23 protein-coding genes and 5 pseudogenes are annotated in these 24987 nt (G+C 63.2%); 15 read left to right on the forward strand and 13 right to left on the reverse strand.

Annotated features, from left to right (window positions below; all coding sequences use genetic code 11):
* Window positions 1-80 precede the first annotated feature (80 nt).
* The 6 genes and pseudogenes from ACWEQQ_RS04355 to ACWEQQ_RS04380 form a co-directional block, all read right to left on the reverse strand.
* Window positions 81-281 (reverse strand): ferredoxin, encoded by a 201-nt coding sequence (locus ACWEQQ_RS04355; RefSeq protein ID WP_452347090.1) that lies wholly within the window; start codon window positions 279-281, stop codon window positions 81-83.
* Window positions 281-1489, reverse strand: a complete 1209-nt coding sequence (locus ACWEQQ_RS04360) for a cytochrome P450 (protein WP_452347091.1) — start codon at window positions 1487-1489, stop codon at window positions 281-283. Before ACWEQQ_RS04360 ends, ACWEQQ_RS04355 begins: the two co-directional genes overlap by 1 nt.
* A gap of 846 nt (window positions 1490-2335) precedes the next feature.
* Window positions 2336-2522, reverse strand: a pseudogene (locus ACWEQQ_RS04365) (IS701 family transposase); the annotation flags it as partial.
* Between the two features lie 108 nt (window positions 2523-2630).
* On the reverse strand, window positions 2631-3200 hold the full coding sequence (locus ACWEQQ_RS04370; RefSeq protein WP_452347092.1) for an HNH endonuclease: 570 nt from the start codon (window positions 3198-3200) through the stop codon (window positions 2631-2633).
* Window positions 3115-3729, reverse strand: coding sequence for a hypothetical protein (locus tag ACWEQQ_RS04375; protein WP_452347437.1), 615 nt, complete (start codon window positions 3727-3729; stop codon window positions 3115-3117). The genes ACWEQQ_RS04370 and ACWEQQ_RS04375 overlap by 86 nt, the downstream gene beginning before the upstream one ends.
* Window positions 3730-3738: 9 nt before the next feature.
* On the reverse strand, window positions 3739-3897 hold the full coding sequence (locus ACWEQQ_RS04380; RefSeq protein ID WP_452347093.1) for a hypothetical protein: 159 nt from the start codon (window positions 3895-3897) through the stop codon (window positions 3739-3741).
* Between the two features lie 587 nt (window positions 3898-4484).
* Here ACWEQQ_RS04380 and ACWEQQ_RS04385 point away from each other — a divergent pair.
* Window positions 4485-4661: pseudogene (locus ACWEQQ_RS04385) on the forward strand (transposase); the annotation flags it as partial.
* Here ACWEQQ_RS04385 and ACWEQQ_RS04390 read toward each other — a convergent pair.
* Window positions 4586-4888, reverse strand: coding sequence for a hypothetical protein (locus ACWEQQ_RS04390; RefSeq protein WP_452347094.1), 303 nt, complete (start codon window positions 4886-4888; stop codon window positions 4586-4588). The pseudogene ACWEQQ_RS04385 and the gene ACWEQQ_RS04390 overlap by 76 nt on opposite strands.
* Window positions 4889-4963: 75 nt before the next feature.
* Between ACWEQQ_RS04390 and ACWEQQ_RS04395 the strand changes: the two genes are divergently transcribed.
* Window positions 4964-5419 (forward strand): transposase, encoded by a 456-nt coding sequence (locus tag ACWEQQ_RS04395; protein WP_452347095.1) that lies wholly within the window; start codon window positions 4964-4966, stop codon window positions 5417-5419.
* A gap of 135 nt (window positions 5420-5554) precedes the next feature.
* Here ACWEQQ_RS04395 and ACWEQQ_RS04400 read toward each other — a convergent pair whose 3' ends face one another.
* From ACWEQQ_RS04400 to ACWEQQ_RS04420, 5 genes and pseudogenes are all read right to left on the reverse strand, one after another.
* On the reverse strand, window positions 5555-9061 hold the full coding sequence (locus ACWEQQ_RS04400) for a protein kinase domain-containing protein (RefSeq protein ID WP_452347096.1): 3507 nt from the start codon (window positions 9059-9061) through the stop codon (window positions 5555-5557).
* Window positions 9062-9496: 435 nt separating this feature from the next.
* Window positions 9497-9811 (reverse strand): hypothetical protein, encoded by a 315-nt coding sequence (locus ACWEQQ_RS04405; RefSeq protein ID WP_452347097.1) that lies wholly within the window; start codon window positions 9809-9811, stop codon window positions 9497-9499.
* A 787-nt stretch (window positions 9812-10598) separates the two neighbouring features.
* The gene (locus tag ACWEQQ_RS04410; protein WP_452347098.1) at window positions 10599-10793 is read right to left on the reverse strand and encodes a hypothetical protein; all 195 of its coding nucleotides are present in this window, start codon (window positions 10791-10793) and stop codon (window positions 10599-10601) included.
* Between the two features lie 650 nt (window positions 10794-11443).
* Window positions 11444-11563 (reverse strand): annotated as a pseudogene (locus ACWEQQ_RS04415) (IS66 family transposase); the annotation flags it as partial.
* Window positions 11564-12137: 574 nt separating this feature from the next.
* Window positions 12138-12320 (reverse strand): annotated as a pseudogene (locus tag ACWEQQ_RS04420) (integrase core domain-containing protein); the annotation flags it as partial.
* A 157-nt stretch (window positions 12321-12477) separates the two neighbouring features.
* Between ACWEQQ_RS04420 and ACWEQQ_RS04425 the strand changes: the two are divergent.
* The 3 genes from ACWEQQ_RS04425 (at window position 12478) to ACWEQQ_RS04435 (ending at window position 15252) form a co-directional block, all read left to right on the forward strand.
* Window positions 12478-12909, forward strand: coding sequence for an acyl-CoA dehydrogenase family protein (locus ACWEQQ_RS04425; RefSeq protein ID WP_452347099.1), 432 nt, complete (start codon window positions 12478-12480; stop codon window positions 12907-12909).
* 253 nt (window positions 12910-13162) lie between these two features.
* Window positions 13163-13708 (forward strand): hypothetical protein, encoded by a 546-nt coding sequence (locus tag ACWEQQ_RS04430; RefSeq protein ID WP_452347100.1) that lies wholly within the window; start codon window positions 13163-13165, stop codon window positions 13706-13708.
* 77 nt (window positions 13709-13785) lie between these two features.
* On the forward strand, window positions 13786-15252 hold the full coding sequence (locus ACWEQQ_RS04435; protein ID WP_452347101.1) for an amidohydrolase family protein: 1467 nt from the start codon (window positions 13786-13788) through the stop codon (window positions 15250-15252).
* 104 nt (window positions 15253-15356) lie between these two features.
* On the opposite strand, the gene ACWEQQ_RS04440 is transcribed toward ACWEQQ_RS04435, so the two are convergent.
* A complete protein-coding gene (locus tag ACWEQQ_RS04440) occupies window positions 15357-16760 on the reverse strand; it encodes a PucR family transcriptional regulator (RefSeq protein ID WP_452347102.1) in 1404 nt (467 codons plus the stop codon).
* Window positions 16761-17048: 288 nt separating this feature from the next.
* On the opposite strand from ACWEQQ_RS04440, the gene ACWEQQ_RS04445 reads away from it, so the two are divergent.
* The 10 genes and pseudogenes from ACWEQQ_RS04445 (at window position 17049) to ACWEQQ_RS04490 (ending at window position 24967) form a co-directional block, all read left to right on the forward strand.
* Window positions 17049-18134 (forward strand): S-(hydroxymethyl)mycothiol dehydrogenase, encoded by a 1086-nt coding sequence (locus tag ACWEQQ_RS04445; RefSeq protein ID WP_452347103.1) that lies wholly within the window; start codon window positions 17049-17051, stop codon window positions 18132-18134.
* Window positions 18131-18787: an MBL fold metallo-hydrolase gene (locus ACWEQQ_RS04450; RefSeq protein WP_452347104.1), complete on the forward strand. Its 657-nt coding sequence runs from the start codon at window positions 18131-18133 to the stop codon at window positions 18785-18787. Before ACWEQQ_RS04445 ends, ACWEQQ_RS04450 begins: the two co-directional genes overlap by 4 nt.
* Before the next feature lie 361 nt (window positions 18788-19148).
* Window positions 19149-19421 (forward strand): annotated as a pseudogene (locus ACWEQQ_RS04455) (hypothetical protein); the annotation flags it as partial.
* The gene (fdhD, locus tag ACWEQQ_RS04460) at window positions 19421-20242 is read left to right on the forward strand and encodes a formate dehydrogenase accessory sulfurtransferase FdhD (RefSeq protein WP_452347105.1); all 822 of its coding nucleotides are present in this window, start codon (window positions 19421-19423) and stop codon (window positions 20240-20242) included. The pseudogene ACWEQQ_RS04455 and the gene fdhD, both read left to right, overlap by 1 nt.
* Window positions 20243-20360: 118 nt before the next feature.
* Window positions 20361-20696 (forward strand): hypothetical protein, encoded by a 336-nt coding sequence (locus ACWEQQ_RS04465; RefSeq protein ID WP_452347106.1) that lies wholly within the window; start codon window positions 20361-20363, stop codon window positions 20694-20696.
* A gap of 155 nt (window positions 20697-20851) precedes the next feature.
* Window positions 20852-23200 (forward strand): sensor histidine kinase, encoded by a 2349-nt coding sequence (locus ACWEQQ_RS04470; RefSeq protein ID WP_452347107.1) that lies wholly within the window; start codon window positions 20852-20854, stop codon window positions 23198-23200.
* Entirely contained in the window at window positions 23197-23619 is a 423-nt protein-coding gene (locus tag ACWEQQ_RS04475; protein WP_452347108.1) for a roadblock/LC7 domain-containing protein, read from the forward strand. The genes ACWEQQ_RS04470 and ACWEQQ_RS04475 overlap by 4 nt, the downstream gene beginning before the upstream one ends.
* Window positions 23616-23993 carry a DUF742 domain-containing protein gene (locus ACWEQQ_RS04480; protein WP_452347109.1) on the forward strand — a complete coding sequence of 126 codons (378 nt, stop codon included), beginning with the start codon at window positions 23616-23618 and terminating at the stop codon, window positions 23991-23993. Before ACWEQQ_RS04475 ends, ACWEQQ_RS04480 begins: the two co-directional genes overlap by 4 nt.
* The gene (locus ACWEQQ_RS04485) at window positions 23974-24594 is read left to right on the forward strand and encodes a GTP-binding protein (protein WP_452347110.1); all 621 of its coding nucleotides are present in this window, start codon (window positions 23974-23976) and stop codon (window positions 24592-24594) included. The genes ACWEQQ_RS04480 and ACWEQQ_RS04485 overlap by 20 nt, the downstream gene beginning before the upstream one ends.
* Window positions 24595-24742: 148 nt before the next feature.
* Complete coding sequence (locus ACWEQQ_RS04490) at window positions 24743-24967, forward strand: hypothetical protein (RefSeq protein WP_452347111.1); 225 nt, start codon at window positions 24743-24745, stop codon at window positions 24965-24967.
* The last annotated feature ends 20 nt before the right edge of the window (window positions 24968-24987 follow it).

Consider the following 24987-nt stretch of genomic DNA (forward strand, 5'->3'; position numbering starts at 1 on the left):
TCCGGCATCGCCGCGGCGCTGGCCGGGCTGGAGGTGCTGGAGGCCGAGCCGGACCGACGGGACTTGCGGGGGCCGTAGGGTCAGTCGTCGAAGACCTCGATGGCGCCTTCCGGGCAGCTGCGGGCTCCACGACGCGCGATGTCCTCGAGCCCGGCGGCGACGGTGATCAACTCGCCGACAGGCGAGGCGAAGCCGTTGTCGTCGGCCTCGTAGACGGTGGTCGCCACCGTCCAGCACCGGCCATGCCCGGCGCAGAGCTCCTGGTCGACGCGGTACTTCATCACGCCCCCTCGCTGCCGCCGGCCGGGAAGACCAGGGGCAGGGTGGTCATGCTGCGCAGTACGCCGGTCTCGTAGGAGGGGGACTTGCCGTGCGCGACCTCGAAGTCGGGAATCCGGCGCAGCACCTCCTCGAGGACCACGCGCAGCTCGAGACGAGCCAGGTGCGATCCGATGCACCGGTGCACGCCGACTCCGAAAGCGGTGTGCACGATGCCGTCGCGGTAGATATCGAGTTTGCTCGGATCCTCGACCGCCTCGGGGTCGCGGGACGCGGAGGCGTAGTTGAGCAGGATGAAATCGCCCTCCTTGAGTTGGGTTCCGGCGACCTCGACGTCGCGGGTCACCGAGCGGCCCAGCGCGACCACCGGCGGGAACACCCGGGCGAATTCCTCCACCGCATTCGGGATCAGCGTGGGATCGGCGGCCAGAGCCTTACGATCGGCGGGGTTGTTGGCCAGGTGATGTACCGCGCCCGACATCACGTAGGTGGTGGTCGCGATGCCACCCAGCGTCAGATCGGTGAGGATCGAGACCCGGTCCTCCCACGGGCACAGCTCGCCGTACTTGTCGACACCGGCGGCGATGGTATCGAGCAGGTCGCCGGGGCCGGGGTTGCCCTTGCGCTTGGCGAGGTGTTCCCCGAGGTAGCCGAACGCCTTGGCGAAGGAGTCGGCGCGCTTGTCCGGCGGGCCGTAGATGCCGGTGTCCATCGCCTCGAGCAACATCGGCAGGTCCTCGACCGGCACGTCGACAAGATTCTTGAAGAACGCGCGGCCGGGCAGCTCGGCGCCGAAGTCGGCCACGAAGTCGCACTCTCCGCGGTCGATGAAGCCGTCGATCAGCTCGGTCGCGTCCGCCCGGATCTGGTCTTCGAAGGCCGCGACCGCCCGTGGCGCGAAGAACGGGTTGAGCACGGTGCGCCACTGGTCGTGGTACGGCGGATCGGACTCCTCCGGGTAGAGATAGGGCAGCCCCTCGGGACGGTTGGGCTGGAAACCCTTCGCGCTGCTGAAGGTCTGCCAATCCTGGCCTACGCGGCGCACGTCCTCGTATCGGTTGATCACGTAGTAGCCGTCGCCGACGTTGCTGTGCGCGACGGGGCACTTCGCGACAAACGCATCGAGCACATCGGTGAAGTGTTCGTTGAACCGGGGGTCATCGATGTCGAAGTCGTTGAACATGTCGCGGCCGAACTGTTGCTGCGTCACTGCGGGGGCCTTTCCTCGGGGCTGCGATCGTAGAAACGATCGTTTGTTTTTAGGCTAGGTATCGGTAGGATATGTGTCAAGAACCACATCTGAGGCCCACGGAGACTGGTGACACACTCGAGCAAGCAGTGTATTGAGCGGCATTTTCGCGAGGTGCCGACTTTGCGTCGGACCTCGACGACGCGCTCATTCGTACCCCCGACTTCTGCAGGAGATGCTTCATGTCCGCTGAATCCAGCACCTCGATACGCACTCGATTCACCCCCCGGCAAGCTGTCGGAGTTGGGATGGTCGGGCTTGAGCGCACGGGGAGGTTGGGCCGGGCGGCCACAACTGCGCGATCTGTGCGCGGTCAAATTGGGGCCGGCGAGATCGGCAGGTTCGGGGATCCCGAGTGTGATGGGCGCAGGTGGCCTGATCCGATGCAGGATCCGCATTGCGCAGGGGAACCGCAGCGGCGCCCACCTGGTAACAATGCGATCGGTAAGCACGAAATCAAAGTATTAGTTGTCTATTTAGGTGTTGATCGTCAACTGACAGGTGCACGGGCGGTTGGTGGCGGGTGCTCGGAGTCGTTGTATCCCCCTGTGGGCGCAGCCATGCGGCTGCGCCCACAGGGGGATGCTTAGGCCGGATGCTGGTCGCTCTAGGCGCCCGCCTCGGCCTTGATGCGCTCGAACTGCGCCCTCCGAGCGAACGGAGCGGTGGCGGCCTAGCGCGACAGTTGTATTTCGTTGTTTCATAATCGGTTTGGTCGGTAGCGGAGTTGTCTGGCGTGATGTTGGTGGTGGCGGCGCCAGTGGCAGGCAGCTAATGCGTGGGTGAGGGTGCGGGCCGGGTGCAGCGCTATCGCCAGGAGACGGCGGATGTCGGCGACTGTGATTCGGCCCAGCCCGCGTGGGCTTTTGGGTCGGTGGCCGCGCTGACGGCGAGGAAGGGTGTCGGCGAGCAGGGCCAGGGTGATGTGGCGGTACCAGGGATACCCTTTGCGGACCTGGTAGTGGTCCAGGCCGCATTGGTCCTTGGCGGCTTGGGTAGGGTGGGCCGCGCAGCGAGGTGCCCGCGATAGCGGGTCCTTTTCCGCGCGACCTCCCACCGAACCGGACATGCCCGCTTTCCAGGCATCACGGCTCTCCAGTGATTACGTCGTGGACGCGGTGACGGGGGTGTGGATGAGGTCGTGGCAGGCATCGCAGACCACGAGGGTCTTGCGGTGCCGACGGGCCATGGCCTGTGTCCACGGGGTCGGTTCGGATCGAGCGAGGTCGGCCAGGCCGCGGACGTGGTGAACTTGGACTTGTCCGGGTTGCTGACAGAGCTCGCATCGGCCGCTTTGGAGCCGATTGATCAGCTCGCTGCGGCGGTTGATCCGCTCCGGGTTGCGGTCGGCGATGACCGCAGTTTTCTGCCGTCGCAAAGGAATTCCACCGAACCGTGCGACCAGGGGCGTGCTGGTGCCTCCGCGTTCGACGATGGCTTCGAAGCAGCGTCGAGGCCAGTATGGCGTCCTGATCTTCGCCTGATATTTGGCGGCGATCCTGGTGGGCGTCGAACGATGCTTGCTCGCCAGCGTTTTCAGCATCGAACTCAGCATGGCCCAGCGCAATCGGTGCAGCCGCCGGATGTTACCGGCCAGCAGGTAGTACTGCACGATGCCCCGGTATTCGGCCCCGTAGATGCGAACGATGTCGTAGTCGCTGTAGTTGATCACCTGGGACCGGCGCGCGGGTTTTCCGCGCTCGCGGTAAAGGGCGGTCTTGGCCTTTGATCACCGAAGTGGGAACGCCCAGGCTGATCGCCCCGTTCACGCCGCGATGGCCGTTGCGGGCGCGCTGCCTGTCGTCGCGTTGCACTCCGATGTCGTAGCCGAGGAATCGAGCTCGCCCGGTCCGAGCGTGCGTGATCAGGGTCTTGTCCTGCGACAGATCCAGCGCGAGATCGTCGCGCAGGAACGCCGCCAGGCGTTGTTTGATCTCCTCGGCTTCGGCCTTGGGTCCGATGAACCCGAGCAGGTGGTCGTCGGCGTAGCGGACATATCTCAGCCGCCGATAGCCCGGATCGTATTGATCCTGGCTGGGCAGGCTCTGCATCTGCTTGCGGAGCCTGGCGGCCTCGACACGGTCGCCGCGCCTGCGAGCGCGCGCGAGCGAGTTCGCAACCTCCAGGTAGGCAGGGTTGCGGGCCCTGCGCGTGCCTCGGGTGTATTCCGGAATCAGAACCGTCTCGACGAACTGGTCCAACTTGTGCAGCTAGATCGAGGACAGGACCGGTGAGGCGACACCACCCTGCGGTGCGCCACTGGGTGTCGCATGCCAAGTCCAATCCTCGAGGTATCCGGCTGTCAGCATGTTGCGCAGCAGCCGCAGGAACCGGTTGTCGTGGACCTTCTCCGACAGGATCGTGACCAACTGGAAAAGGCGTGCGCCCGTGCGCGCGCACTGGTCGAATCGATCAATTCCGGCGTGCGCCCTCGGGCCTACTTGAACGCTGCACTGCTGCGCGTCGAAACGCTAGCCGTAGCCGGGCGAGACGATGCCGCATTGACGGCTCTGATACCGCTCGCCGAGCAGTGCGCACGCCTCGGTCTGTTGAGACCGATCCTCGACGCCGGACCTGCGACAACTCGGCTAGCGAAGGCTCTGCGGGTGGATCACCTACGTCGCTACGAAGATACTGCAGGCTTGGAGAAATACCTCTCCGACCTGGCGAAGCAACCGTCGTGAACGCCAGTTGAATAGGCGACCTGGCACGGGCGAGTGATTGCCCCCGGATGCGTAGGCGCCGCCACCCGCTTTGACGTTGGTTGGCTCGGTGCAGGCCCTGAAAAGTGTCTCGAAGTGTGTGTGATGTGGTGGCACCGCGGAGCGGTGCCACCCCACCAGCATGTTTGGTGAAAGCTGTTGCCCAAGTTCGCATATAGGTGAGGTCTCCGGTATTTCGGATTAGCGACCAAGCAAATCTGAATAGTGCCGGAGACCTCGTGGCCAGCGTAGCGGTGGCGGGGCGAGCGGATCTGACCGATGCCCAATGGGCGCGGTTGGAGCCGTTGTTGCCCTGTGGGAAGAAGGCGGGACGCCCGTCGAAGTGGACGAAACGTCAGCTCATCGACGGGATCCGGTGGCGGACGCGGGTCGGGTCACCGTGGCGGGACGTGCCGGCCGAATACGGGTCCTGGCAGGCGGTGTATGGACTGTTCCGGCGCTGGCAGCGGGCGGGCGCGTGGTCGGTGATCGTGACATCGCTGCAGGTGCTGGCCGACGCGGCCGGGGTCATCGAGTGGCAGGTCAGCGTGGACTCCACGATCACCCGTGCCCACCAGCATGCGCGGGTGCCCGCCGCGAGGGTGGTGGGCAGGCCGAGCCACCGGCCGGTCCGGGTGAACGCGAGCCGGTCGATCATGGATTGGGGCGCTCGCGGGGAGGCTGGACCAGCAAGCCGCATCTGGCGTGTAAGCAGGGCTGCCGGGTGTTGTCGGTGTTGGTCATCGCTGGGCAGGCCGGGGACAGGCCGCAGTTCACGGCGGTGCCCGACGGTATTGCGGTGCCGAAACTCGGTGGCGGGCGTGCGCGGGTGCGGCCCGAGAGGGCGTTGGCCGACAAGGCGTATTCGGGTCGCGGCAACCGGGAATGGTTGCGGCGTCACGGGATTCGAGCAACCATCCCGGTCCCTGCCGATCAGGCCGGGCACCGGCGGCAACAAGGCAGCTCCGGAGGTCGGCCACCGGCGTTCGATCCGGTGATCTACCGTGACCGCAACGCTGTCGAACGCGGTATCAATCAGCTGAAACAACATCGAGCGGTCGCCACCCGATTCGACAAGCTCGCGGTCCTATACCAGGCCACGATCCATGTCGCTGTCATCAACCAATGGCTCCGGCAGCGGTGCGGGCAGGCCACAGGCCCGCCCTCACCACTGCGAGACAGAACCTAGGGATGGCGACCTCGCCGACCATGCCGCGGCCAGGGTCCTGGCCTCACCTCATTTCGACACACGCTAGAGTTCCGCGCCTCAAATCCGATGTAGATATCGTGCGAGGGAGTCGAGGACCGAAATCACGGGGTCAGGTCAGATTTCTTCGGGGGTCTCGCGCCAGACGAATGGGCGGGGGTTGATGGCATCAGGCTTGACATAGGAGGTTTGCGGCGTGCTGAGGGGGCGTTCGCTCCGGAGCTTCTTCACGAAGGTGGCATTCGAGCGAGTCCGACCAGAAAGACGAAGGTCGTGCTGGTCAGTGTTCAGGGATGCTCGCGCGAGTGCAGCCAATTGCGGCCCCTCGTCCAGTAGTGGTCGTACCAGTCCAGTGCTGGCGCACAGCTCCACGCACGGAAGCAAGATCTGCATTGCGTCGTGACTGCGATCGCAGGACGCGAGGGCCGCTGCAAGAAGTAGTCTCGCCTTCAGATAAGCCCTCGGGCGTTGCTGGGATTCGATCACCTGGGCTAGCTTTTCCGCCCTTGTGACAGCTTCTTCCTGATCCGATCCGCGTATGGCGAGCAGCGCACGGATTGCTGTCGCCTCTTGTATCTGCTGAGTGATGGTGTATAGCTCAGTCCCGGTCAGCGAGGTTCTTTTTGAAGCTGGGCTCGAGGTTTCGCCGATCCCGCAACGCTGCCGTTCGCTGTTCATATGGGCCGCGAGCCTGGGCAAATTGTGGATTCGAGCGATGTCTGCTCCTTCGTCCAATAGGGCGGCTGCGCCGGAGCTGTCTCCTCGGAGCGTCTTGATCCGGGCACCGATCCCGTAGGTTGCGAGAAGGAAATCGACTATGACTGCACCGATGCCACCCAGTTCGTGCGCGTCCTCCAACAGGGCCGCCGCCTCATCGATTCTTCCTCGTTCGTATAGCACCTCGCCGAGTAGCGCGCCGGCCAGCCTCGCACCGTACGACTGATTTCCGCTCGAGTCGCGTGAGATGACCAACGCGTGTCGGAAGGCCGACTCGGCGGCGTCGGCATCGAGTCGCTCGTTGGCTGCGATTCCCGTCAGGCAGTATCCGCCCGACACGCTGAAGGGGCCTGTGGTCCGGGAATGATAGAGGGAGGCCTGTTGTTGCGTGTCGACCGCCTCGGCGAATCGAAAGCGGGAGATTTCGGCGTACGTGACGGCGTTCGCAGCGGCAGACAAGACGAACGGGGCGAGCTCGTCAGACCGCTCCAGGGCGGGTGCGACGAGGTCGCCGAGTTGGTCCGGTCGATCCGATGCCAGTTGTATGAACGCTTCGACGACCTGAGCCTCAGCTTGCAGCAAGCCCTTCTCGGATGGGGCGAGTGTTTCGCCGTCCAAGAGGAGCTGTAGGCGGCTCAGCACTGTTCGTGCCTCAGATGTTCGCTGAAGTAAGGCATCGGCCCACGCCAATGCCAGTTGTAGGCGTGGGCTGGCCGCCATCTTGTCTTGGGGGAGTTTCGCAAGGATGTTGAGCAGAGTAGACATTTGTGATTGTTCGATCAGACGCAGGCCGTCGCGCTCTACCAACTCGATTGCGCCCTGCGGGCACGCCCCCGCGAGAAAATGGTCAACCGCCTCATTGAGGAATCCGTGGTCGGCGAACCACGATGCCGCGATCAGATGTAGTTCCGGCACCCGCGAAGGTTCGTCACGCTCGAGCCGCCTGCGCAAGAACTCGGCGAACAAATGGTGGTATCGGAACCACGGTCCGGCATCGTCGATCCTGCGGAGGAACAGATCCTGCTCCTCGACCTCCTCGAGCATCCGCTGTCCCTGGCCCTCCCCGGACAGAGCAACCGCGAGCTCACCGTTGACCCGATCAGGAATGGACGTGGCGAGTAGGAAGTGCAGCAGTTGCGGATCGAGGGATTCGAGAACATTCTCTGCCAGGAACTCACTGATGGTGTGGTGTCCAGCGGAGATGCGGTCGATGAGCAAGGACGGATTGTCGGCGTTCCGGAGGGACAGAGTTGCGAGTTGAAGGCCAGCCACCCAACCGTCGGTAGCTTCCTGCAGTCGGCCAATGTCAGGCTCGCAGAGATCGAGCCCGCCGCGGTCGATGAGGAATGCGCGTGATTCGGATGTGTCGAAACGCAAGGCCGCGGAATCGATTTCGGTGAGTTCGTCCTGCACCCTCATCCGGCTCATCGGCAGGCCCGACTTCGTTCTGCTGGTAACGACGATTTGGAGATGGTGACAGCCGTTTTCGAGGATGAAGCCCAGTGCAGCGATCGTCGAGGCGGTGGTGACACGGTGCCAGTCGTCGATCACGAGCACGACTCTGTCTCCAGAGATATGGATCTGGTCGATCAGCGTCGTCAGGACATAACGCTGCGCACCATCGCCGTGTTCTTCGAGTACCCCAGTGAGTTCGCGGGCCAAATCTGGTTTGATCCCTCGGATGGATTCGACGAGGTGGGCTAAGAACCAGCTTGTGTTGTTGTCGTCCTCATCGATCGATAGCCACGAAACCTTGACGGCCTGGGCTGATAACCGCTCGGCCCACTGGGCGGCGAGAGAACTCTTCCCGAAACCGGCGGGGGCGTGAATCACGATCAACCGACGCTGCTCGGTGGTATGTAGGAGATCGAGGAGGCGTTCTCGCGCAATGAGTGGCTGCGGGGGCGTCGGTGGCCGGAACTTTGTGGCGGGAGACGGGGGCGGGGCGGCGTTATGGACGGCGCCCCTGCCGACGTGCGCCGTGGTGACAGATTGTTGCGGCTGACGTTCGAAGACTGTCACGGAATCGAGGGGTATCCCGTGGTTGCGCTGGATCTGACGCAGTTCGTCACCGAACTCGGCTGCGGAGGCCGTGCGTGCTGCCGGCTCCTGCGCCATTGCGCGTTCGATTGCGACACATACATCATCGGGGACCTCTTGGTTGCGTAGGTCGGGAAGCCGCTGGGCCGTGATCCGTAGGACCTGGGCCACGAGCTCCTCGCCCTCGCGGCGTTCGAATGCGGCGTGGGCGGTGATGGCGGTGAACAACGTGGCTGCGAGACTGTACACGTCTGCGGCCGGGGTCGGGGGCGCACCGGCGAGCACTTCCGGCGCCATGTACGCCGGCGATCCGACGATGACGTTCTGACTGGTTTCGAAGTCACCGGTGACCCGGGCGATGCCGAAGTCCGCTAATTTCGGAACGTCGCATTCGGCGAGCAGAATGTTCGCCGGTTTGATGTCGCGGTGAATGATGCCATGTCGATGTGCGGACTCAAGGGCCCCGGCCAAGGGGGCCCCAAGTGAGAGTGACACCCTCCACCCGAGCGCCCCGGTGCGGCGGATGCGTTGCTCGAGAGATCCGCCAGGGTAGTACTGCATGGCGATGTATGGGTAGCCGCCCCCGGTGACACCCACCTGGTTGATGTAGACGATGTTGGGGTGTCCGGACAACTGTCCCATGGCTCTTTGCTCCCGGAGGAAGCGCTCGAGATTTCCCGGATCCACGTTGGCGGTGTGGATCTTGACTGCGACGATGCGGTCGAGTGAGCGCTGTCGGCATCGATAGACGATTCCGAAGCCACCGCGTCCGATCTCCTGCGCGTCGTCGAAGCCCTCGGCGCGCAGTTCGGCAGGTAGATCTGGCATCGACTGTCGTTGTGTGGCTGTGGGGTCGTGCTCACGCATGCGTGACCGTCCCCTGATGCTGCCCCGATGCAGGCCCTGTTGACGCAAGCATAGCAATCACCTCGTGTAAAGGTGATTCCAGGATATCTATTGGCTACGTGGTGGGATGGACGCGATCTGCTCGGTCGCCCGGTGATCCTCGCACCCGCCCAAATCGTGGAACTCACGCTAGCCCCTGACAGCTCGGATACCCCGCTTGGAGACACGACTTCTCGGTGCGGTCACCTATGTCGATACAGGTCAGAGTGTAAATCGCGGGTCTAGCCGCACGGATTCTGCGGAACGCGCGCCAACCACTGCTTGTCGTTTGCCGCCGTTGTGGGACCACCAGGTTGCCAGTCGTGGGCCACCGACAGCAGCGCAGTGGTGGAACAGGATATAGCGCTGCAGATTGGCGAACGCTGCGTTCCCGAACGACCGCTATGCAGTGCGGGCTCAAGTGGTCGTTTGCAAAACCTCATCGAGTGCTTCTGCCGGTTGTGCGGAATAGGAGGGTTTGTCGAGGGCGGCCGTTGAGCTCGTCGGCGATGGCATCCGGGTCGGCCCTAGAGTAGGCGCGCAGGTCGAGGTGGCAGGGTACGGATTGGCGGACAAGGCGGCGGCTTCGCCACCGACCGCTTCGGGCGCACCGGTCCCGGCTGTCAGGAGGCAAGCGAAGATCGTGCCGGCGAGCTGGGCGGCGAGTCGTTCGTCCAGGTTCTTGATGATGTCCTGGACCGTCTTACGTAGCGTGTCGAGCTCGTTTTTCAAGGTGAGGCAGTTGCCGGCAAACTGGTTGGTTTATGTCCGGATCCGGGGGTCCGCGGGTGAGATCCCGTCGTCTACCCCGCAGAGTTTTCCCGAACTATTCATACGTGAGTGGTGGTATTTCTACTGCATGTCGTGGGCAGTCGCTACGCCGACTGTCTGGTCGGGTTCCGCCGGAGTCCGGTCGGCGCGTCTTCGTGACTGGTATCAAGGGTGCAACAGCGACACGAAACTTTGGGCTCTGAGCGCAAGCGTGATGCTTGTGAGTCATAGAGACTGTACCGGCGGTTGCAAACGGGATTTCGGGAATACTCTTAGCTATTTTGCCTACCAACTCCGATTCCAAGATCCTAATGCGACTTGTTTCACAGCTCACGCCATCGACCCGTCGTATGGCGTGGTTCACCACTACCGCGTGACTTCCCCGAAGTGCGGTGGTGGCGAAGCATCCAGATCTCACGCCACATTTCCCGGAAGTTGTGTGGCGTGTTGTGTCCTTGCCGTCAACTACGTGGACGGTGAGGGCGCATTCCAAGTCCGCGCCATTTTCAGTCGTCATTGGCGCGGCGTGCCGCTACCGCGGACTTGCTACCCCCGCGGTAGCGGCACTTGGAAATGCGCCGCGTTGCAGGCTGCGTGGTACCGCGAAGTGCCGCGATCGACTCCCGGTAAACCGTTGCGCTGGTGGGGACACCATCGTGTACCAGGGTCCTGGAAGGTGTGATCGTGCGGTGTGGAATGACCGGGCCGCGCAGTAGGACACCGCACCGACCCGACCGGTTTCATCGCCCTACTTCGGAACAGGGTCGAGAAACAGACGTTCGCACGGCAAACGCGGCAGCTTCCGACACTGCTCGATGGTGTCGAGGACCAACTCGATTGTCTCGAAATGTGTTTGCCTCCAATCCTGGATGAAATTGCGTGCCGCCGACACTGTGGCCCGGTAATCGAAGATCAGGCCGCCCAGCCGCACACGCAGGTGCACGTCACCCTCGGGTGGGAATGAGGCCGTGGCCACCGCGGCCTGTTCATGTCCGGCACCACGCGGCCAGCCGCGGCGAGGATCTCGAGCGCGTGGCGCGTGCGTGGGCGGTTCTTCACCTTGCCGGCCACGTGGTTGTGCATCACGGTGTGTGCTTGGTCGACGGTGAGCGGTATCAGCGGTGTCTGATGGGCTTCGTTCCGCGTCATGGCGACCAGGTGGTGGATGGACGGAAAAGTGCATCATTGATTCCTCGGTCGGCGGCGCGGCGGGCGCAGGTACCTGGCTCTGGCCTGAGGCAACCGCACCGTTGTTCCGCCGACGGAGCGGTGCACTGCAACGGGAACGGTGTCACCGGGTGGCGGGTACGTGTTCACATTGACCCCCAGATGGTTTCGAGCGACCGCGTAGCGGTGGGGAGATTCCATCCTCCCCAAAACGAGTGGCCGCCTCTTGGGCGCGGCGCGCAATTTCATGCGCGGTCATTGGGCTGCAATAACAATTCAGCCGGTGGCTGGTGTCCAGGGGCCCGCTGATCAGATCGTTGAGTCCGGAGTGGACAGCGATGCCGTTTTTGAGCATGGTGGAGATGTAGCCGCCGATTCGCAGCCATGCTCGGGCACCGCTGCTGGAGCAGTGGCTGCCGCAGATCTTCAGTTGGGTCTTGCTGGCCCCACGTCTCGTTCCGCGAGATTATTCGTGAACGGGACTGTGAGGTCTCGGGCGAAGCGCATGATCTCCTTATCGCGTGAGGTCAAACGCTCCAACAGGCTCCCGGTCTTCGACCGTCAACGCTCGTCACGACGGGGATCGTTATTGCACCGCACCCGCCGCACTCGCCTGCGAAATGGTTCTCGATGCGGGTCGGATTGTTGATGCGCCGCAACGTGAAACCCTGTGCGCCAGGCTTTTTGCCCGGTTTGCAACCCAATTTGCGTTGCCCGGACGGCGGACGCGACGATTTCCTCGAATTCTGCCTCGACTGTCTCTTCAACGCCGGAGTCGTTCTGATCAACGCACATGGGAGGACCCTCGAAGGACTACAAGTCGCGATTCGTACACTGCCAACCCGAATATTGGCGTGTACTGGCATAGAGTCCGGTCGGGCCCACGGACGACAACCACGCCGGTCACACCGGAAGTTCGGTCATGATGCCGTTGCACCTGGAGTCCGGTGATGCCGCCCGGCCTGAACCAGGAGCCACAGAACACCTTTGGTGACCCTTTGCCAAGTCTGCGGATGGAAGGAGGCTGAATCGCCCGGTGAGTCCGGACGCTTGTCTTCCCTGTTTTTCTCGAAGTCGTGTTCCTGGGCTTCATACCGCGACGGTTGTGTTTTCGGACTCTATCGGGGTTGGTTCTCCTGCTGAGGCTGCTGTGACGGCGCTCGGTTGTGGAAGATCTCGAGGTATTCGAAGATCGCGTTGGCCAACTCGGCGCGGATGTCCCAGCGTCGACGGTCCAAGAGTTCGACCTGCATCCGCGACCAGAACGATCCATCATCGCGTTGTCATCGCAGTCCCAGACGCTCTCGGCAGACTCCTGGTGCCTAACGGAGGCATGGAGTTTGGCGTGCTGGGCCAAGAACTGAGACGGGATGAGGTTCTTGAATCGAACTGTCAAAACGTGACACAGGCTATACAGGCGGCGGGCGTCGATGTCGTCGCTCGAGTTCGGGAGGATCCCCATGACTGCCATTCGAGAACGTGACCACGCCGCGTTCTCCACCAATCCGCATCGGGACCGCGAACGACGGGTTCAGGTCGCACGCGACCTGAACCCGTTGTTGCGGGCCAATGCTGAACAATCAGAACGCGATCGGCAGCTGCCCGAGGAGAGCGCGCGAGCGCTGCCGCAGGCGGGGCTGTCTCAGCTGATGGCGCCACAACGCTGTGGTGGTGCGGAAGCCGACTTCCGCACCTATCTGGAAGTGTGCGCCGAACTCGCCAATGGCGACAGCGCCGCGGCCTGGATCACGATGATCTTTGGCGGAGGCGCATTCTGTATTGGCCTGTTCGGCGATCAGGCTCGCGTCGATGTCTATGGCAGCGACTCCACCGCCGCGGTCGCCGGCCAGTTCACTCCCTCGGCTCAATCCACGATCGTGGAGGGCGGCTAGGTGCTGTCGGGCCGGTGGACGTGGGAGTCGGGCAGCTACCAGGCGCAGTGGACTGTCTCGGCGTTCCCCGTTGTCGACGAGCAGGGAGAGCTGACCGATTTGCGGCTGGCACCGATGCCGAACTTGGAGTTGACGATCGAGGACAGCTGGTTCGTGGCCAGCATGGCGGGCACCAACAGCAACACCTTCGTCGCCGAGGAAGTCTTCGTGCCAGCGCATCGGACGCTGTCGCTGCTCGAGTTGGGGGGCGGGCGTGACGCCCTCCGAACACACCGACAAGCCGCTGTACCGTTCGGCCGCGGTGACCGGGTTGACCTTGGCGATCACAGGACCGATTCTGGGTTTGGCCGAAGCGGCGTGGGGCGCGGCACTGGCCACGATCGGCAAGGGCAAGGCGATCGCATACTCGGTCTATACCGACCTCAAGCAGTCCCCGAGCTACCAATTGAACCTCGCCGATGCGCGCGGCGCGATCGACTCGGCACGCCTGCACCTCCAGGTGGCCGAAGATCTCGACCGTGGCGCACGCGAGGGCGCGCAACTCGACGAGCTCGGCCGGGCCAGGGTGCACAGCGATATTGCCGTGGCGATCAACAGGGCTCGCGAAGCCGTTGAGCTACTGGTCAACAAGGGCGGAGCCGGCAGCTTCGCGACCGCCAATCCGCTGCAGCGCATCTGGCGAGACCTGGGTGGCGCTTCGAGGCATGGCTATATCAACGTCGACATCAACGCCGACCTTGGTAGCGAGATCTATGCCCACGCGCTGCTGGGTCTGGAGCAGGTCAGCCCCGCGTTCTGATCCGAAGTTCCGGGCGGGACGAGCCGATGGCCCCTCGTCCCGCCCAGCCACCACCGACATAGTTGGGACCTTTCATCATGACCACCGCCCCTTCGCGCTACGCCGCATCCGACGAACCGAACAACGCTCCGCTGGCAGTGTCCGACCGGGACCGCAGTCAGGACGCGGCGGTGCTGGCATCGCTGACCGCCCGCGACGCCGATCGGCCGATTCTGATCACCGGCGGCACGGTACTGACCCGGGATCCAGCGATCGGCGACTTCGCCGCAGGCGATGTGCTCGTTCGCGGGAACCGGATCGTCGAGGTCGGCGCAGACCTTGCCGACAAGGTTCCCTGCGCGATCATCGTCGACGCCTCCGACGCGATCGTGATTCCCGGATTCGTCGACTCTCACGTCCACGCGTGGGAGGGACAATTGCGGTCGACTGCACCGGTTCTGGACTTCCCGGGCTATCTCGGCTCCACCGCATTCGGGTACGGCCCGCGTTACCGCCCGCACGACAACTATGTCGGCACGCTCGCTACCGCACTTGTGGCACTGGATGCCGGGATCACGACCTTCATCGACAACTCGCACAATTCCCGCACCCCCGATCACTCGAACGCCGCCGTGGAGGCGCTGTTCGATGCCGGTATCCGCGCAGTCCACGCATCCGGTGCTCCGGTCCGCGCCGATGCGCCACACTGGCCGGGCGATGTCGAGCGGCTTCAGGCGGAGTACTTCACCTCCGATGACCAGCTGGTCACCCTGCGCCTCTTCGATCTGTATCCCTCCGCCGAATTGTGGGAGTTTGCGAAACAGCACGACCTGTGGGTGTCGCACGATATGGGCGCGCACATCGAAAATGTTGCCGACGTACTCGCCGACCTCGCCGCGAAGGGGCTGCTGACCGACAAGCACACCTTCAACCATTGTTTCGACCTTCCTGACAAGGCATGGGAGCTCATCGCTGATTCCGGGGCCGCTGTCAACGTCTGCCCGCGTTCGGATGCAGCGTTCGGATTAGGGTCGGGGTTCCCGCCGATCGACAAGATCCGTGAATTGGGCCTTCGGCCCGGGATCAGCGGCGACAACGAGATCAGCTACGCGCTCAGCGCGTTCAGCGAAATGCAGACACTGCTCAATGGTCAGCGTGGCCGTATGTTCCAGCGGATCGTGGCCGGTGACGAGTCGGTGCCCGAACCTCTGTCGCCTGCCGATGTGTTCGAGTTCGCAACTCTGGGCGGCGCCGCGAACGCGGGCCTCGTGGACAAGACCGGGTCGCTGACACCCGGCAAGCAGGCCGATGTCGTGTTGGTCCGCACCACCGACGTCAACACCGCCCCGCTGTCGAACGCGCTGGCCACCCTCACCGCGTTCGCCCATCCGGGCAACGTCGACACTGTCTTCGTCGACGGGCAGGTTCGCAAGTTCCGTGGCGTGCTGGTGGGTCATGACCTGGGCCGGATCCGCGGGCTCATCGAGGCCTCCCGCGACTATTTGTTCGCCGCCTGCGGCCAGCGTCTTGACGTCCTTGCCCCGCAAGGCAGAACGAGCGCCTGAACGAACAGCGGGATAGCAACGCCGGGCATTTCAGTGAGCGATGCCCGGCGTTGCCGTGTGCGAAATTAATACTGCGACAGGGAGTTTTTCAGGCACGGCGGGCGTTAGGAACGGCGCTGGAGGGTTGCCGCTTTACGACGGGTGGTGACCCATCGAGGCGGAATCGCCGTCACAGCCGAGTGGCGAACGGCAACCGGCTTCGGGGGTTGCTCCTTGGGCTCATCGGCCACACCGAGCGCACGAGCCAGCAATAGCGCAACCCACAACTCTGGTTGGCGAACATCGATGCTGCGCCCGAGTAGTTCCTCGGCGCGTTTGACGCGATAGACCACAGTGTTCTTCGCGACGAACAGCGCCGACGCGGTCTGCTGGGGACTTCGCCGGCACTCCAGGTAAGCCAGCACGGTTGTGCGCAGTGTCTCCACCGCAGGGTCGTCGCCGGCCAGCGCTCCGAGCTCGGTGTGCAGGAATCTGTATGCCAGCGTCGGATCGCTGGTCAGCAATGCCAGCAAACTGATCGATGAATAGGTGACGACGCCGGACTGGTCGAACTCTGAGAGCAGGATCACCCGGGCAGCCTCTTGTGCTTCGGCGTGGGTACGACGGAAGCCTTCCACCCCGAAACCGGGGCTGCCCGCCACTGCGCGCGCTCCCCGCAGGTCGATAACGGTCGCACCCGATTCGATGTCGTTGAAGGGGGAGGGCGAGGTGCCCCAAGCCCACAACTCGGTGCGGCCCACCGGCATGATCACGGTGTTCGTCGCACCCAATTCGAGCAATACGGCCTCGGCTAGACGATGTATGGCAGTGGTGTCGGGTATAGCGCTGCCTTCGTGGCAGAAGATCAGCCCAAGGTGGTAACGATGCGTCAACTCGTAGCGGAGCTGGTGAGAAGCCGCCGCCGGGTCGACATTCTCGCCGTTGAGCAACGCGTGCACAGTCTCGTCGCGCGCGGCCGCGGCACTGGTGACCCAGCGTTGTTCCTCCTCGTGATAAGTCTCGCCAACTGCGCTTGAGAAGGTGTTGACGAACTGAAACAGAATCCGCGAAATCAGCTCCAGCTGTTCGGGTTGCTCACCGCGGTCGACCAATTTACGGCACGCCGACATGTAGTACTCACTGAACCATGAGTGGCCCAGCCGGATGGAAGCCCAGATCCGTTCCAACGGCATTCGGCGTTGCACATAGTCGCGCACCATCGGCTGAGTCTCACTTGGTACCTCGGGCTTATGCCGGACTCCGGCGACGATGCTGACCAGCGTCCAGATCGCCGCCGATTCGGTTCCCAGGCGCAAGGTTCGCTCTGCGCCCTCACCCCATCCGAACATTGGCTCGAGCTCGATTGCGTGTTGCGCCATGCGATACCCGACCTGTACGGCCCAATCGACCGCGTCGGCACCGACCTGGGTGGTGGCCCTCTCAATGGTTTCGGGCTCACACACCGGAGTTATCTCGAACGGGTTTTCAACCCGCAGATCACGGACCCATTGCCCGCGCACGGTGGTCATCAACGGCGACCTCCATCCGACATCGTTGTCTTGCGTCGGCTGTCTCCCGATCAGCCCTGCCTGCACTTCACCCACATCATCTGTGATGGGCCTCACATGCTTCTTGGTCTCCGGAACCAAAGAGCACCCGAACTTTGGTCGCTGTGGCCAATCGACGGCTGCCGATTGACGTCGCGAGTCAACCGGCGGCGCCATTGTTGGGTCCCTGGACCAAGACACAGGCACTTCTCTTGGTTTGTACTGCTGGTCAGCGTCATTTCCCGCCGCGAACAGAAGGAAGCAGCATCTATGCCACAACAGGTTCGGGGTGTCGTTGCCCGGAAAGCTGGCCAGCCCGTATCGATCGAAACGATCGTCGTCCCCGATCCGGGGCCGGGAGAGGCCGTGGTGCAGATCCAAGCGTGCGGTGTGTGCCATACCGATCTGCATTATCGTGACGGTGGCATCAATGACGAATTCCCCTTTCTGCTCGGTCATGAAGCAGCCGGAATCGTCGAGTCCGTGGGCGAAGGGGTCACCACCGTTGCGCCCGGAGACTATGTAATCCTGAACTGGCGCGCAGTCTGTGGCCAATGCCGGGCTTGCCGAAAAGGCAAGCCGCAGTACTGCTTCGACACCTACAACGCTGCTCAACCGATGACACTGCAGGACGGTACAGTTCTGACGCCGGCCCTGGGCATCGGTGCATTCGCCGAAAAGACACTCGTCCACAGTGGGCAATGCACGAAGGTCGACCCGTCTGCGGCACCGACCTCGGCGGGTCTGCTCGGCTGTGGAATCATGGCGGGATTGGGTGCGGCGATCAATACGGGCGGGGTCACCCGCGGCGACTCTGTCGCCGTCATCGGGTGCGGGGGTGTCGGCAATGCCGCTATCGCGGGCGCGGCGCTGGCGGGCGCGACCACGATCATCGCTGTCGATCTCGACGACCGCAAACTCTTCTGGGCAGAGTCCTTCGGTGCTACGCACATCATCAACAGCGCCGATACCGACGCAATCGAGGCGATCCGGGAACTGACCGAAGGCAACGGTGCGGATGTCGTGATCGACGCGGTAGGACGACCCGAGACCTGGAAACAAGCCTTCTATGCTCGCGATCTCGCCGGGACCGTTGTCCTGGTCGGCGTCCCGACGCCGCAGATGACCGTCGAACTTCCGCTGATCGACGTGTTCTCCCGTGGTGGCGCTCTGAAGTCGTCTTGGTATGGAGACTGCCTGCCCTCCCGTGACTTCCCCATGCTGATCGATCTCTACCGCCAGGGAAGGCTCGATCTGGACGCGTTCGTCACCGAAACCATCGGTCTCGGCGACATCGAGGACGCATTCAACACGATGCGCGAAGGCGCCGTGCTGCGGTCGGTGGTGGTTCTGTGACCGGCTCGACAAAGGATGCACACGCGACCGGTTTGCGTGTCGAACGAGTCGTAACCACAGGCACATTCGACCTCGACGGTGGTAGTTGGACAGTCGAGAACAACGTCTGGCTCATCGGCGACGACACAGAAGTCGTCGTCATCGACGCGGCGCACCGAGCACAACCAATTATCGATGCCGTCGCGGGGCGGAACGTCACCGCGATCCTGTGCACCCACGGCCACAACGACCACATCACGGTGGCACCAGACCTTGGCCGACTGCTCCACGCACCGATTCTCTTGCATCCCGCTGACGACATGCTGTGGCGGGCCAGCCACCCCGATGAAATCTACTGGAGCCTGCACGATGGACAGCGAATAGCCCTCGCCGGGACCGAGGTCCACGCAATCCACACTCCTGGACACTCGCCGGGCTCCACCTGCTTCTACCTGCCCGAAGCACACGCACTCTTTACCGGAGACACCCTGTTCTCCGGTGGGCCGGGTGCAACCGGTCGCAGCTACTCGGACTTCCCGACAATCATCGACTCGATCCGTGAGCGCCTGTTCACTGTGCCAGCATCGACTGCCGTTTACACCGGCCACGGTGAGAGCACGAGCATCGGACATGAAGCGCCGCACCTCGCTGAGTGGATCGAACGTGGGCGGTGATGAGACAGCGCCTTTCGAATCGGCGAGTACCGGAACGGCTGCCTCGGCTCGGTGAGCGGTCGAACACCGGATCATAGCGGCCGATCCGCCATCGCAACGACCACGGCGAACTGGGTGTCTTGTTCGGGCGGTCGCCTCGAGACCTCGCCGAGTCAGCAGAGAAAGTAGTAGGAGTCCAGTGTCGCGCACCGATCGCTACGAGCTCGATGAGAACGACATCATCATTGGCCCCACCAAGTCCTACGCCGCAGGGGTTCCGGCGGTGATGGTCTCGTTGCAGCGTGGCATCGAGCAGATGGGCACGGCGCGTACGGTACGTATGCTGTCGAAGCTGAACCAGCGCAACGGGTTCGATTGCCCCAATCCCACAGACCTGGAATCGATGGGGCTGTCGGTCGGCGAGCGTGTCGACCTCGTGTCCGAACTGCCCCTGTCTGACGGGGCTGTCGAAGAGCGGCGTGTGCAGGATTTCCGGCTCGTGCCCTACCCGACCCCGAGCGGGAATGCTGCCGCTTACTACCCGGAGACGAATCCGCTGGTACCGCTCGATTATTTGGCGGCTCAATCCAAAACGCCGGTCTCCGAAGCTGTAACCATCCGCGTGGTTCAGCGCGCGACCGAAGGAATTTCGTGATGGGCAGGGTCACCACACGCGTGCGGATCAGGCGCCACAGCGAGGGCCACGACATCGTCAGACCTGACACCGTCGTCGTCGAAGAACCCCTGGAGATCCGGATCAACGGCAAACCGATAGCGGTCACCATGCGTACACCAGGTGCCGATATCGAACTCGTGCAAGGGTTTCTGCTCACCGAGGGCCTTATCAGCGACCGCAACGACATTGCCGCGATCCGTTACTGCGACAGCCGCGACGCTGAGGGCCGCAATACTTACAACGTGCTCAGCGTCGAGTTGGCAGCTCATGTCGCGCCGCCACAAGTCGCGGTCGAACGAAACTTCTACACCACTTCCTCGTGCGGGATCTGCGGCAAAGCCGCCCTCGACGCCATCCGGCAACGCACCCGGTACTTGCCTGCCACCGACACCGCCTCTGTCACGCGCCACATATTGTCAGCGTTGCCGGACACACTCGCTGCTGCACAAAAGGTTTTCACGACCACCGGTGGTTTGCACGCCGCGGGGCTATTCACCACCACCGGTGAACTGCTCGCCCTCCGAGAAGACGTCGGCAGACACAATGCCACCGACAAACTCATCGGCTGGAGCGCCGAACATCAGCGAGTCCCGTTGCGCGGCATCATCATGCTCGTCAGCGGCCGAGTCTCCTTCGAACTGGCACAAAAGGCTGTCATGGCGGGAATCCCGATTCTGGCCGCGGTTTCGGCACCTACCTCCCTGGCGATCGAATTAGCCGAGGAGACCGGGCTCACCCTGATCGGCTTCCTGCGCGGCCACACTATGAACGTCTACACCCATGCAACCCGGGTCCGGTGACGGCGATGACCCCCGACTTATCACCGCGACCCGGCCGACGGCCACCACTGAGTAACCGGTCGCTACTGCCGAACCCGCCAGCGGCGAAACACCCTGACCTCCGCCTTACGGAGATGCCATGGATCTTTTGATCGCTGTTTATCTCGTGCTCATCGGTATCTACATCGCTGGACTGGCCATGATGCGCCCCAACGCGCGGTATCGACGCCGCGAACGACTTCGGGATCTGGACGTGCCGGGCGGCATCGATCGAGCCTCCGATCCGTGGCGGCTCATCGGCCACTGCGATGAACCTCCCGCGGCAGCGCTGACCCTGGATCAAGCGCACAGGGTGATGCAGGTGCATCGGCGGTGCCGAGTCGGTACCTGCAACCGTAAACAGGCCGCGTTTCAGGAGCTGGTGGCGGCCGGCCGCCTGGTTCCCGACCATCGAGCCGAAGGGTATGCCCGATGAAACCTCGTTTCCCGTGGGCCGATTCACCGAATGGCGGCGAACCTGGTGGCCGACCTCGCAGGTTCGGGTCGATCCGATTCGGCAGCGTCCGTGCCCGCATTCTTGCAATCGCACTGATTCCCAGTGTCGTGCTCGCCGTTGCAGTAGCCGGTGTCATGAGCAACCTGATCGGTCAGGCCCGCCAAGATCGACAATGGGCTGACATGATCCTGCAGTCGGCACCTAATGTCGTCGACTTCAATGATGCTATCCAGCAAGAGCGTCGGCTGACGATGCTTCGAATCTCTCACCGGCCTTTCGACGAAACGGCGTTGAGAACCGAGCGGGAGCGTGTGGACGCTGCCGTTCGTGCGTTGACGGATACGATAGCGGCGCTGAGCCTAGTTATTCCGGGTACCTTCGAAGGGTTCGGTACCGGGTTCGGCGGCGACGTCCGTCAATTGGTCGGATTGCGCACTCGGGTCGACGCCGGCAATTCCAGCGTAGACGAGGTGTATCAGACCTATGGTCGACTAGCCGGTATCGGGGCGGACGCCATCGACATCATGGTGCGACACGCCCCGGACATCGGTAGCGCTGTGGCCACCGCAAACACTGCGGCGTTATTCCGCGCGGCCGATGCCATGTCGGCGGCGCATGCGCTGGCTGCGGCGGTGTCGACCGATGATGGACTTGACAGTCGTTCCCTGCGCGAGTTCGTCAGCCGGGTCGGGGCGTACCGTGCGGAGATCGACACACTCGGCCACGGCGACGACTCGCGGCTGCGTGAGCAGATCTCAAAACTCACCACAGACCCGGCGTGGCAGCAGTTGACGGCCTTCGAAGACGCCCTGATCAATCGCGGCGCAGCGCACGAGGAGGATTCGACCAAGAACCTTCCGACGTCCCGAAGTGATCGAGAGTCCCAGTCAGCGATGGATCAGGCTGTCTTGCAACAGCATTCGGAGCAAGCTGTCGACGGGCTACGGACGCTGTGGCGCATGTACTACGAGCAGGTGCAGCGGCGGGCTGCCGAGATCGCCGATGACACTACACATGCCGCGGTCCTCGGCGGTGGAATAGCATTGCTGGTCACGATTGCGGCCTTTCTGGTCACTCTGTGGCTCGCGAACCGTCTCACTCGGCGGCTCAAGCGGCTGCGTCTGGAGACTCTCGCGCTGGCCGATGAGCAACTACCGGCGATCATGGCGCGCATCCGTTCCGGTGAACGTGTCGATGTCGGTTCGGCGCTGCCCGCACTAGAATTCGGCCACGATGAAATCGGGCAGGTAGCAAACGCATTCGACACCGCGCAGCGGACAGCGGTTTTGGCGGCGGTGACCGAAGCCAAGACCAGGGAGGCGGTCAACGCGGTCTTTCTCAATCTGGCGCACCGCAGCCAGTTGATGGCCCACCGGCAACTCGAAGTCCTGGACGCTGCCGAGGCCCGTGAAGAAGACCCCGCGCTGATGAGCCTGTTGTTCCAGCTCGATCACCTGGCGACCCGCGAACGACGGAACGCGGAGAACCTCATCATTCTGGGCGGTGAGCGCCCCGGTCGGCAATGGCGCAATCCGGTCCCACTACGCGACATCGTCCGCGCCGCCATCTCCGAGACGCAGGACTACTCACGCGTGCAAGCCACCCGGCTACCGGAAGTGCGAATCAACGGAAGTGTGGTGGCCGACGTCATCCACCTGCTCGCTGAACTGATCGACAACGCCACTTCCTTCTCGCCGCCGGCCTCTCGTGTCGAGGCATCCGGAAACCTGGTCGGCAGAGGAGCGGTGGTCGAGATCATCGACCAGGGGCTAGGAATGCCTGAAGGCGAAATCGTTCGTATCAATGCACTGCTCAGTAACAGCCCGGACTTCGGCCTGATGCAATTGTCGAGCGACTCGCGCCTGGGACTGATAGTAACGTCAGCGCTCGCGTCTCGGAACGGGATCAAGGTGCGCCTGGCCGAGTCCGACTATGGCGGGATCAAAGCGGTAGTGCTCATACCGGGAACGCTTCTAGTTGGCGAACCTGGGCAAGGATTCGCCGATGAGGCTCGATCGGCGTCGCAGAACGATGCCAATTCCAGGATGACCACCTCGGCTGTTCACACACCGGCACATCGGGTCTCGACTGTTGAGGAAGGGGTCGAGATGATCTCGACTGCCAACTCTTACCGGGACTTTCCAACGCCTCCTGCAGAGATTCCGGTCGCTACTGAGACGTCGATCTTCGACGTGTGGGAAGAACCCACGGAGACGCAGCCACCCATTCAGCCCGCGTTCGGTGGTCGACCGCAGGTAGTGCCAGACGATCGGCCTCCCTTGCCACGGCGCCGCCGCCAGGAAAGCCTTGCCCCGCAACTGGCCGAGTCTCCCAGCGTGATCGAGGCGCCTAAGGGGAACACAGCCGGGACCCGCTCAGCGGAGCAGGCACGAGATCTGATGTCGGCAATCGCCAACGGCACCCGGCAAGGCCGCCACATCCCCCCTGACACCGCTACCGACGATGAGGACAGACCATCATGACAACGCCCGCTTCCGCTGATCTCGACTGGCTTCTCGACGAACTCGTGCAACGTCTGCCGGGAGTGCGCAATGCGGTGCTGCTATCGACCGACGGGCTACTGATCGCACGCTGCAGCACTATGGCGCAAGCCGATGCCGAACTCTTCTGCGCCATGTCCTCGGCCCTGCACGGCTTGGCCCGCAGCGCGGGTGCCCGGTTCTCCGGCGGCGGTGTGCGCCAAGCGGTCATCGAGCTCGATGATGCGGTGATGTTCGTGACCTCGGGCGGGCCCAACGCCTGTCTGGCGCTATGGGCGGACGAATCCGCGAACATGGGAATGGTTGCCTACGAGATGAATCAAACCGTCCAACGCGTAGGCACCTACCTGTCCGCAACGGCGCGGCACGACGAGCGCAGCCGCATCGATTCACGACCGTGACCCCCACCCGCGAGTCCTGGTTCGAAGACGACGTCGGACCGCTGATCCGCCCGTATGCCGTCGCGGGCGGCCGCAGCGCAGGAGTGCGCTACGACCTCGACATGATCACACTCATAATGACGGTGCGCCACGACGGCGGTGTCGCTCGGATGGAGCCGGAGCACGCTAGCATCGTGCGCATGTGCGCGCGAGCGTTGTCGGTCGCCGAAGTCGCAGCGCAACTGCACCTTCCGCTGATTGTCACCAAAATTCTGATCTGTGACCTGATCGATGACGGGTATCTCGCCTACCGCCCACCGGCCGCGCCACAGACCGACGCTCCCAATGACCCGGATCTACTGCAGGCGGTACTGAATGGCATTCGAAAACTCTGACTCTACAACCGATACACCGCTGCCGCCGAGATCGGTGAAGATCCTCATCGCGGGGGGATTCGGTGTCGGGAAGACAACGATGGTTTCATCCATCAGCGAGGTCCCCCCACTGCGCACAGAAGAACTGCTCACCGACGCCGGCTCCGCCGTCGACGACCTCACCGGTGTCGACCGCAAGACCACCACAACCGTCGCACTGGACTTCGGGCGCATCACCATCAACCATGAGCTGGTCGTATATCTGTTCGGTACTCCAGGCCAAGACCGCTTCTGGTTCCTATGGGACGAGCTCTCGCGCGGAGCGCTCGGCGCCGTCATCCTCGCGGACCCGCGTCGCCTCGACATCTCCTTCGCTGCCGTCGACTACTTCGAACGCCGTGGACTCCCTTTTGTTGTCGGCATCAATTGCTTCGACGGCGGCCCGATTTACAGCGCGGAAGAAGTACGCGCAGCGCTCGACCTCGACGCTGTCGTCCCGATTCTGCTGTGTGATGTACGGCGCCGCGACTCCGCGAAGGATTTGCTCCTCACCTTGGTCCAATTCCTGATCACACGGTCCGGAAGCGATGGAACGCGCGACGTACCACTTGGGAGCCGCTAACCGTGCCGGAGTTGTACACAATGCGACACTGACGGATTCAGAATGAACTGTCTTGCCTGCGTTCGACCGATGGGTAACCGCAACGCGTTCAGCGGGGCATGAACGGGTTGCAGGATCACGAGTACTTTACGAGTTGGTGGAGGCAAATATGGATGCTCTGGAAGCAGCAAACGTTCGAATTCCTCGGACCTGGACCGCAGGCCAGGTCTGTCGCGCCGCGGTCGGTGCCAGCGCTGCGTCGGCCGGCGTCTGGGTGCTTGCGGGCTGGTGTGACGTGGTCGGCGTAGTGTCGCTGCTCGCAGGTGTGCTCGCCGTCGCGACATTAACCGGACGTCGTCGGCATGACGACGCGGGTAACTCGAATCGAGAATGAAATCAGCGCGTCTTAGGATC

The organism is Nocardia sp. NPDC004123 (genome assembly GCF_053603795.1).

Coding starts and splice junctions, on each gene's coding strand:
- ACWEQQ_RS04445 (WP_452347103.1), top strand. CDS start 17,049: ATGCCACAACAGGTTCGGGGTGTCGTTGCCCGGAAAGCTGGCCAGCCC.
- ACWEQQ_RS04470 (WP_452347107.1), top strand. CDS start 20,852: ATGAGCAACCTGATCGGTCAGGCCCGCCAAGATCGACAATGGGCTGAC.
- ACWEQQ_RS04355 (WP_452347090.1), bottom strand. CDS start 281: ATGAAGTACCGCGTCGACCAGGAGCTCTGCGCCGGGCATGGCCGGTGC.
- ACWEQQ_RS04490 (WP_452347111.1), top strand. CDS start 24,743: ATGGATGCTCTGGAAGCAGCAAACGTTCGAATTCCTCGGACCTGGACC.
- ACWEQQ_RS04465 (WP_452347106.1), top strand. CDS start 20,361: ATGGATCTTTTGATCGCTGTTTATCTCGTGCTCATCGGTATCTACATC.
- fdhD (WP_452347105.1), top strand. CDS start 19,421: ATGGGCAGGGTCACCACACGCGTGCGGATCAGGCGCCACAGCGAGGGC.
- ACWEQQ_RS04435 (WP_452347101.1), top strand. CDS start 13,786: ATGACCACCGCCCCTTCGCGCTACGCCGCATCCGACGAACCGAACAAC.
- ACWEQQ_RS04485 (WP_452347110.1), top strand. CDS start 23,974: ATGGCATTCGAAAACTCTGACTCTACAACCGATACACCGCTGCCGCCG.
- ACWEQQ_RS04400 (WP_452347096.1), bottom strand. CDS start 9,061: ATGCGTGAGCACGACCCCACAGCCACACAACGACAGTCGATGCCAGAT.
- ACWEQQ_RS04390 (WP_452347094.1), bottom strand. CDS start 4,888: ATGATCGACCGGCTCGCGTTCACCCGGACCGGCCGGTGGCTCGGCCTG.
- ACWEQQ_RS04475 (WP_452347108.1), top strand. CDS start 23,197: ATGACAACGCCCGCTTCCGCTGATCTCGACTGGCTTCTCGACGAACTC.
- ACWEQQ_RS04425 (WP_452347099.1), top strand. CDS start 12,478: ATGACTGCCATTCGAGAACGTGACCACGCCGCGTTCTCCACCAATCCG.
- ACWEQQ_RS04440 (WP_452347102.1), bottom strand. CDS start 16,760: ATGACCACCGTGCGCGGGCAATGGGTCCGTGATCTGCGGGTTGAAAAC.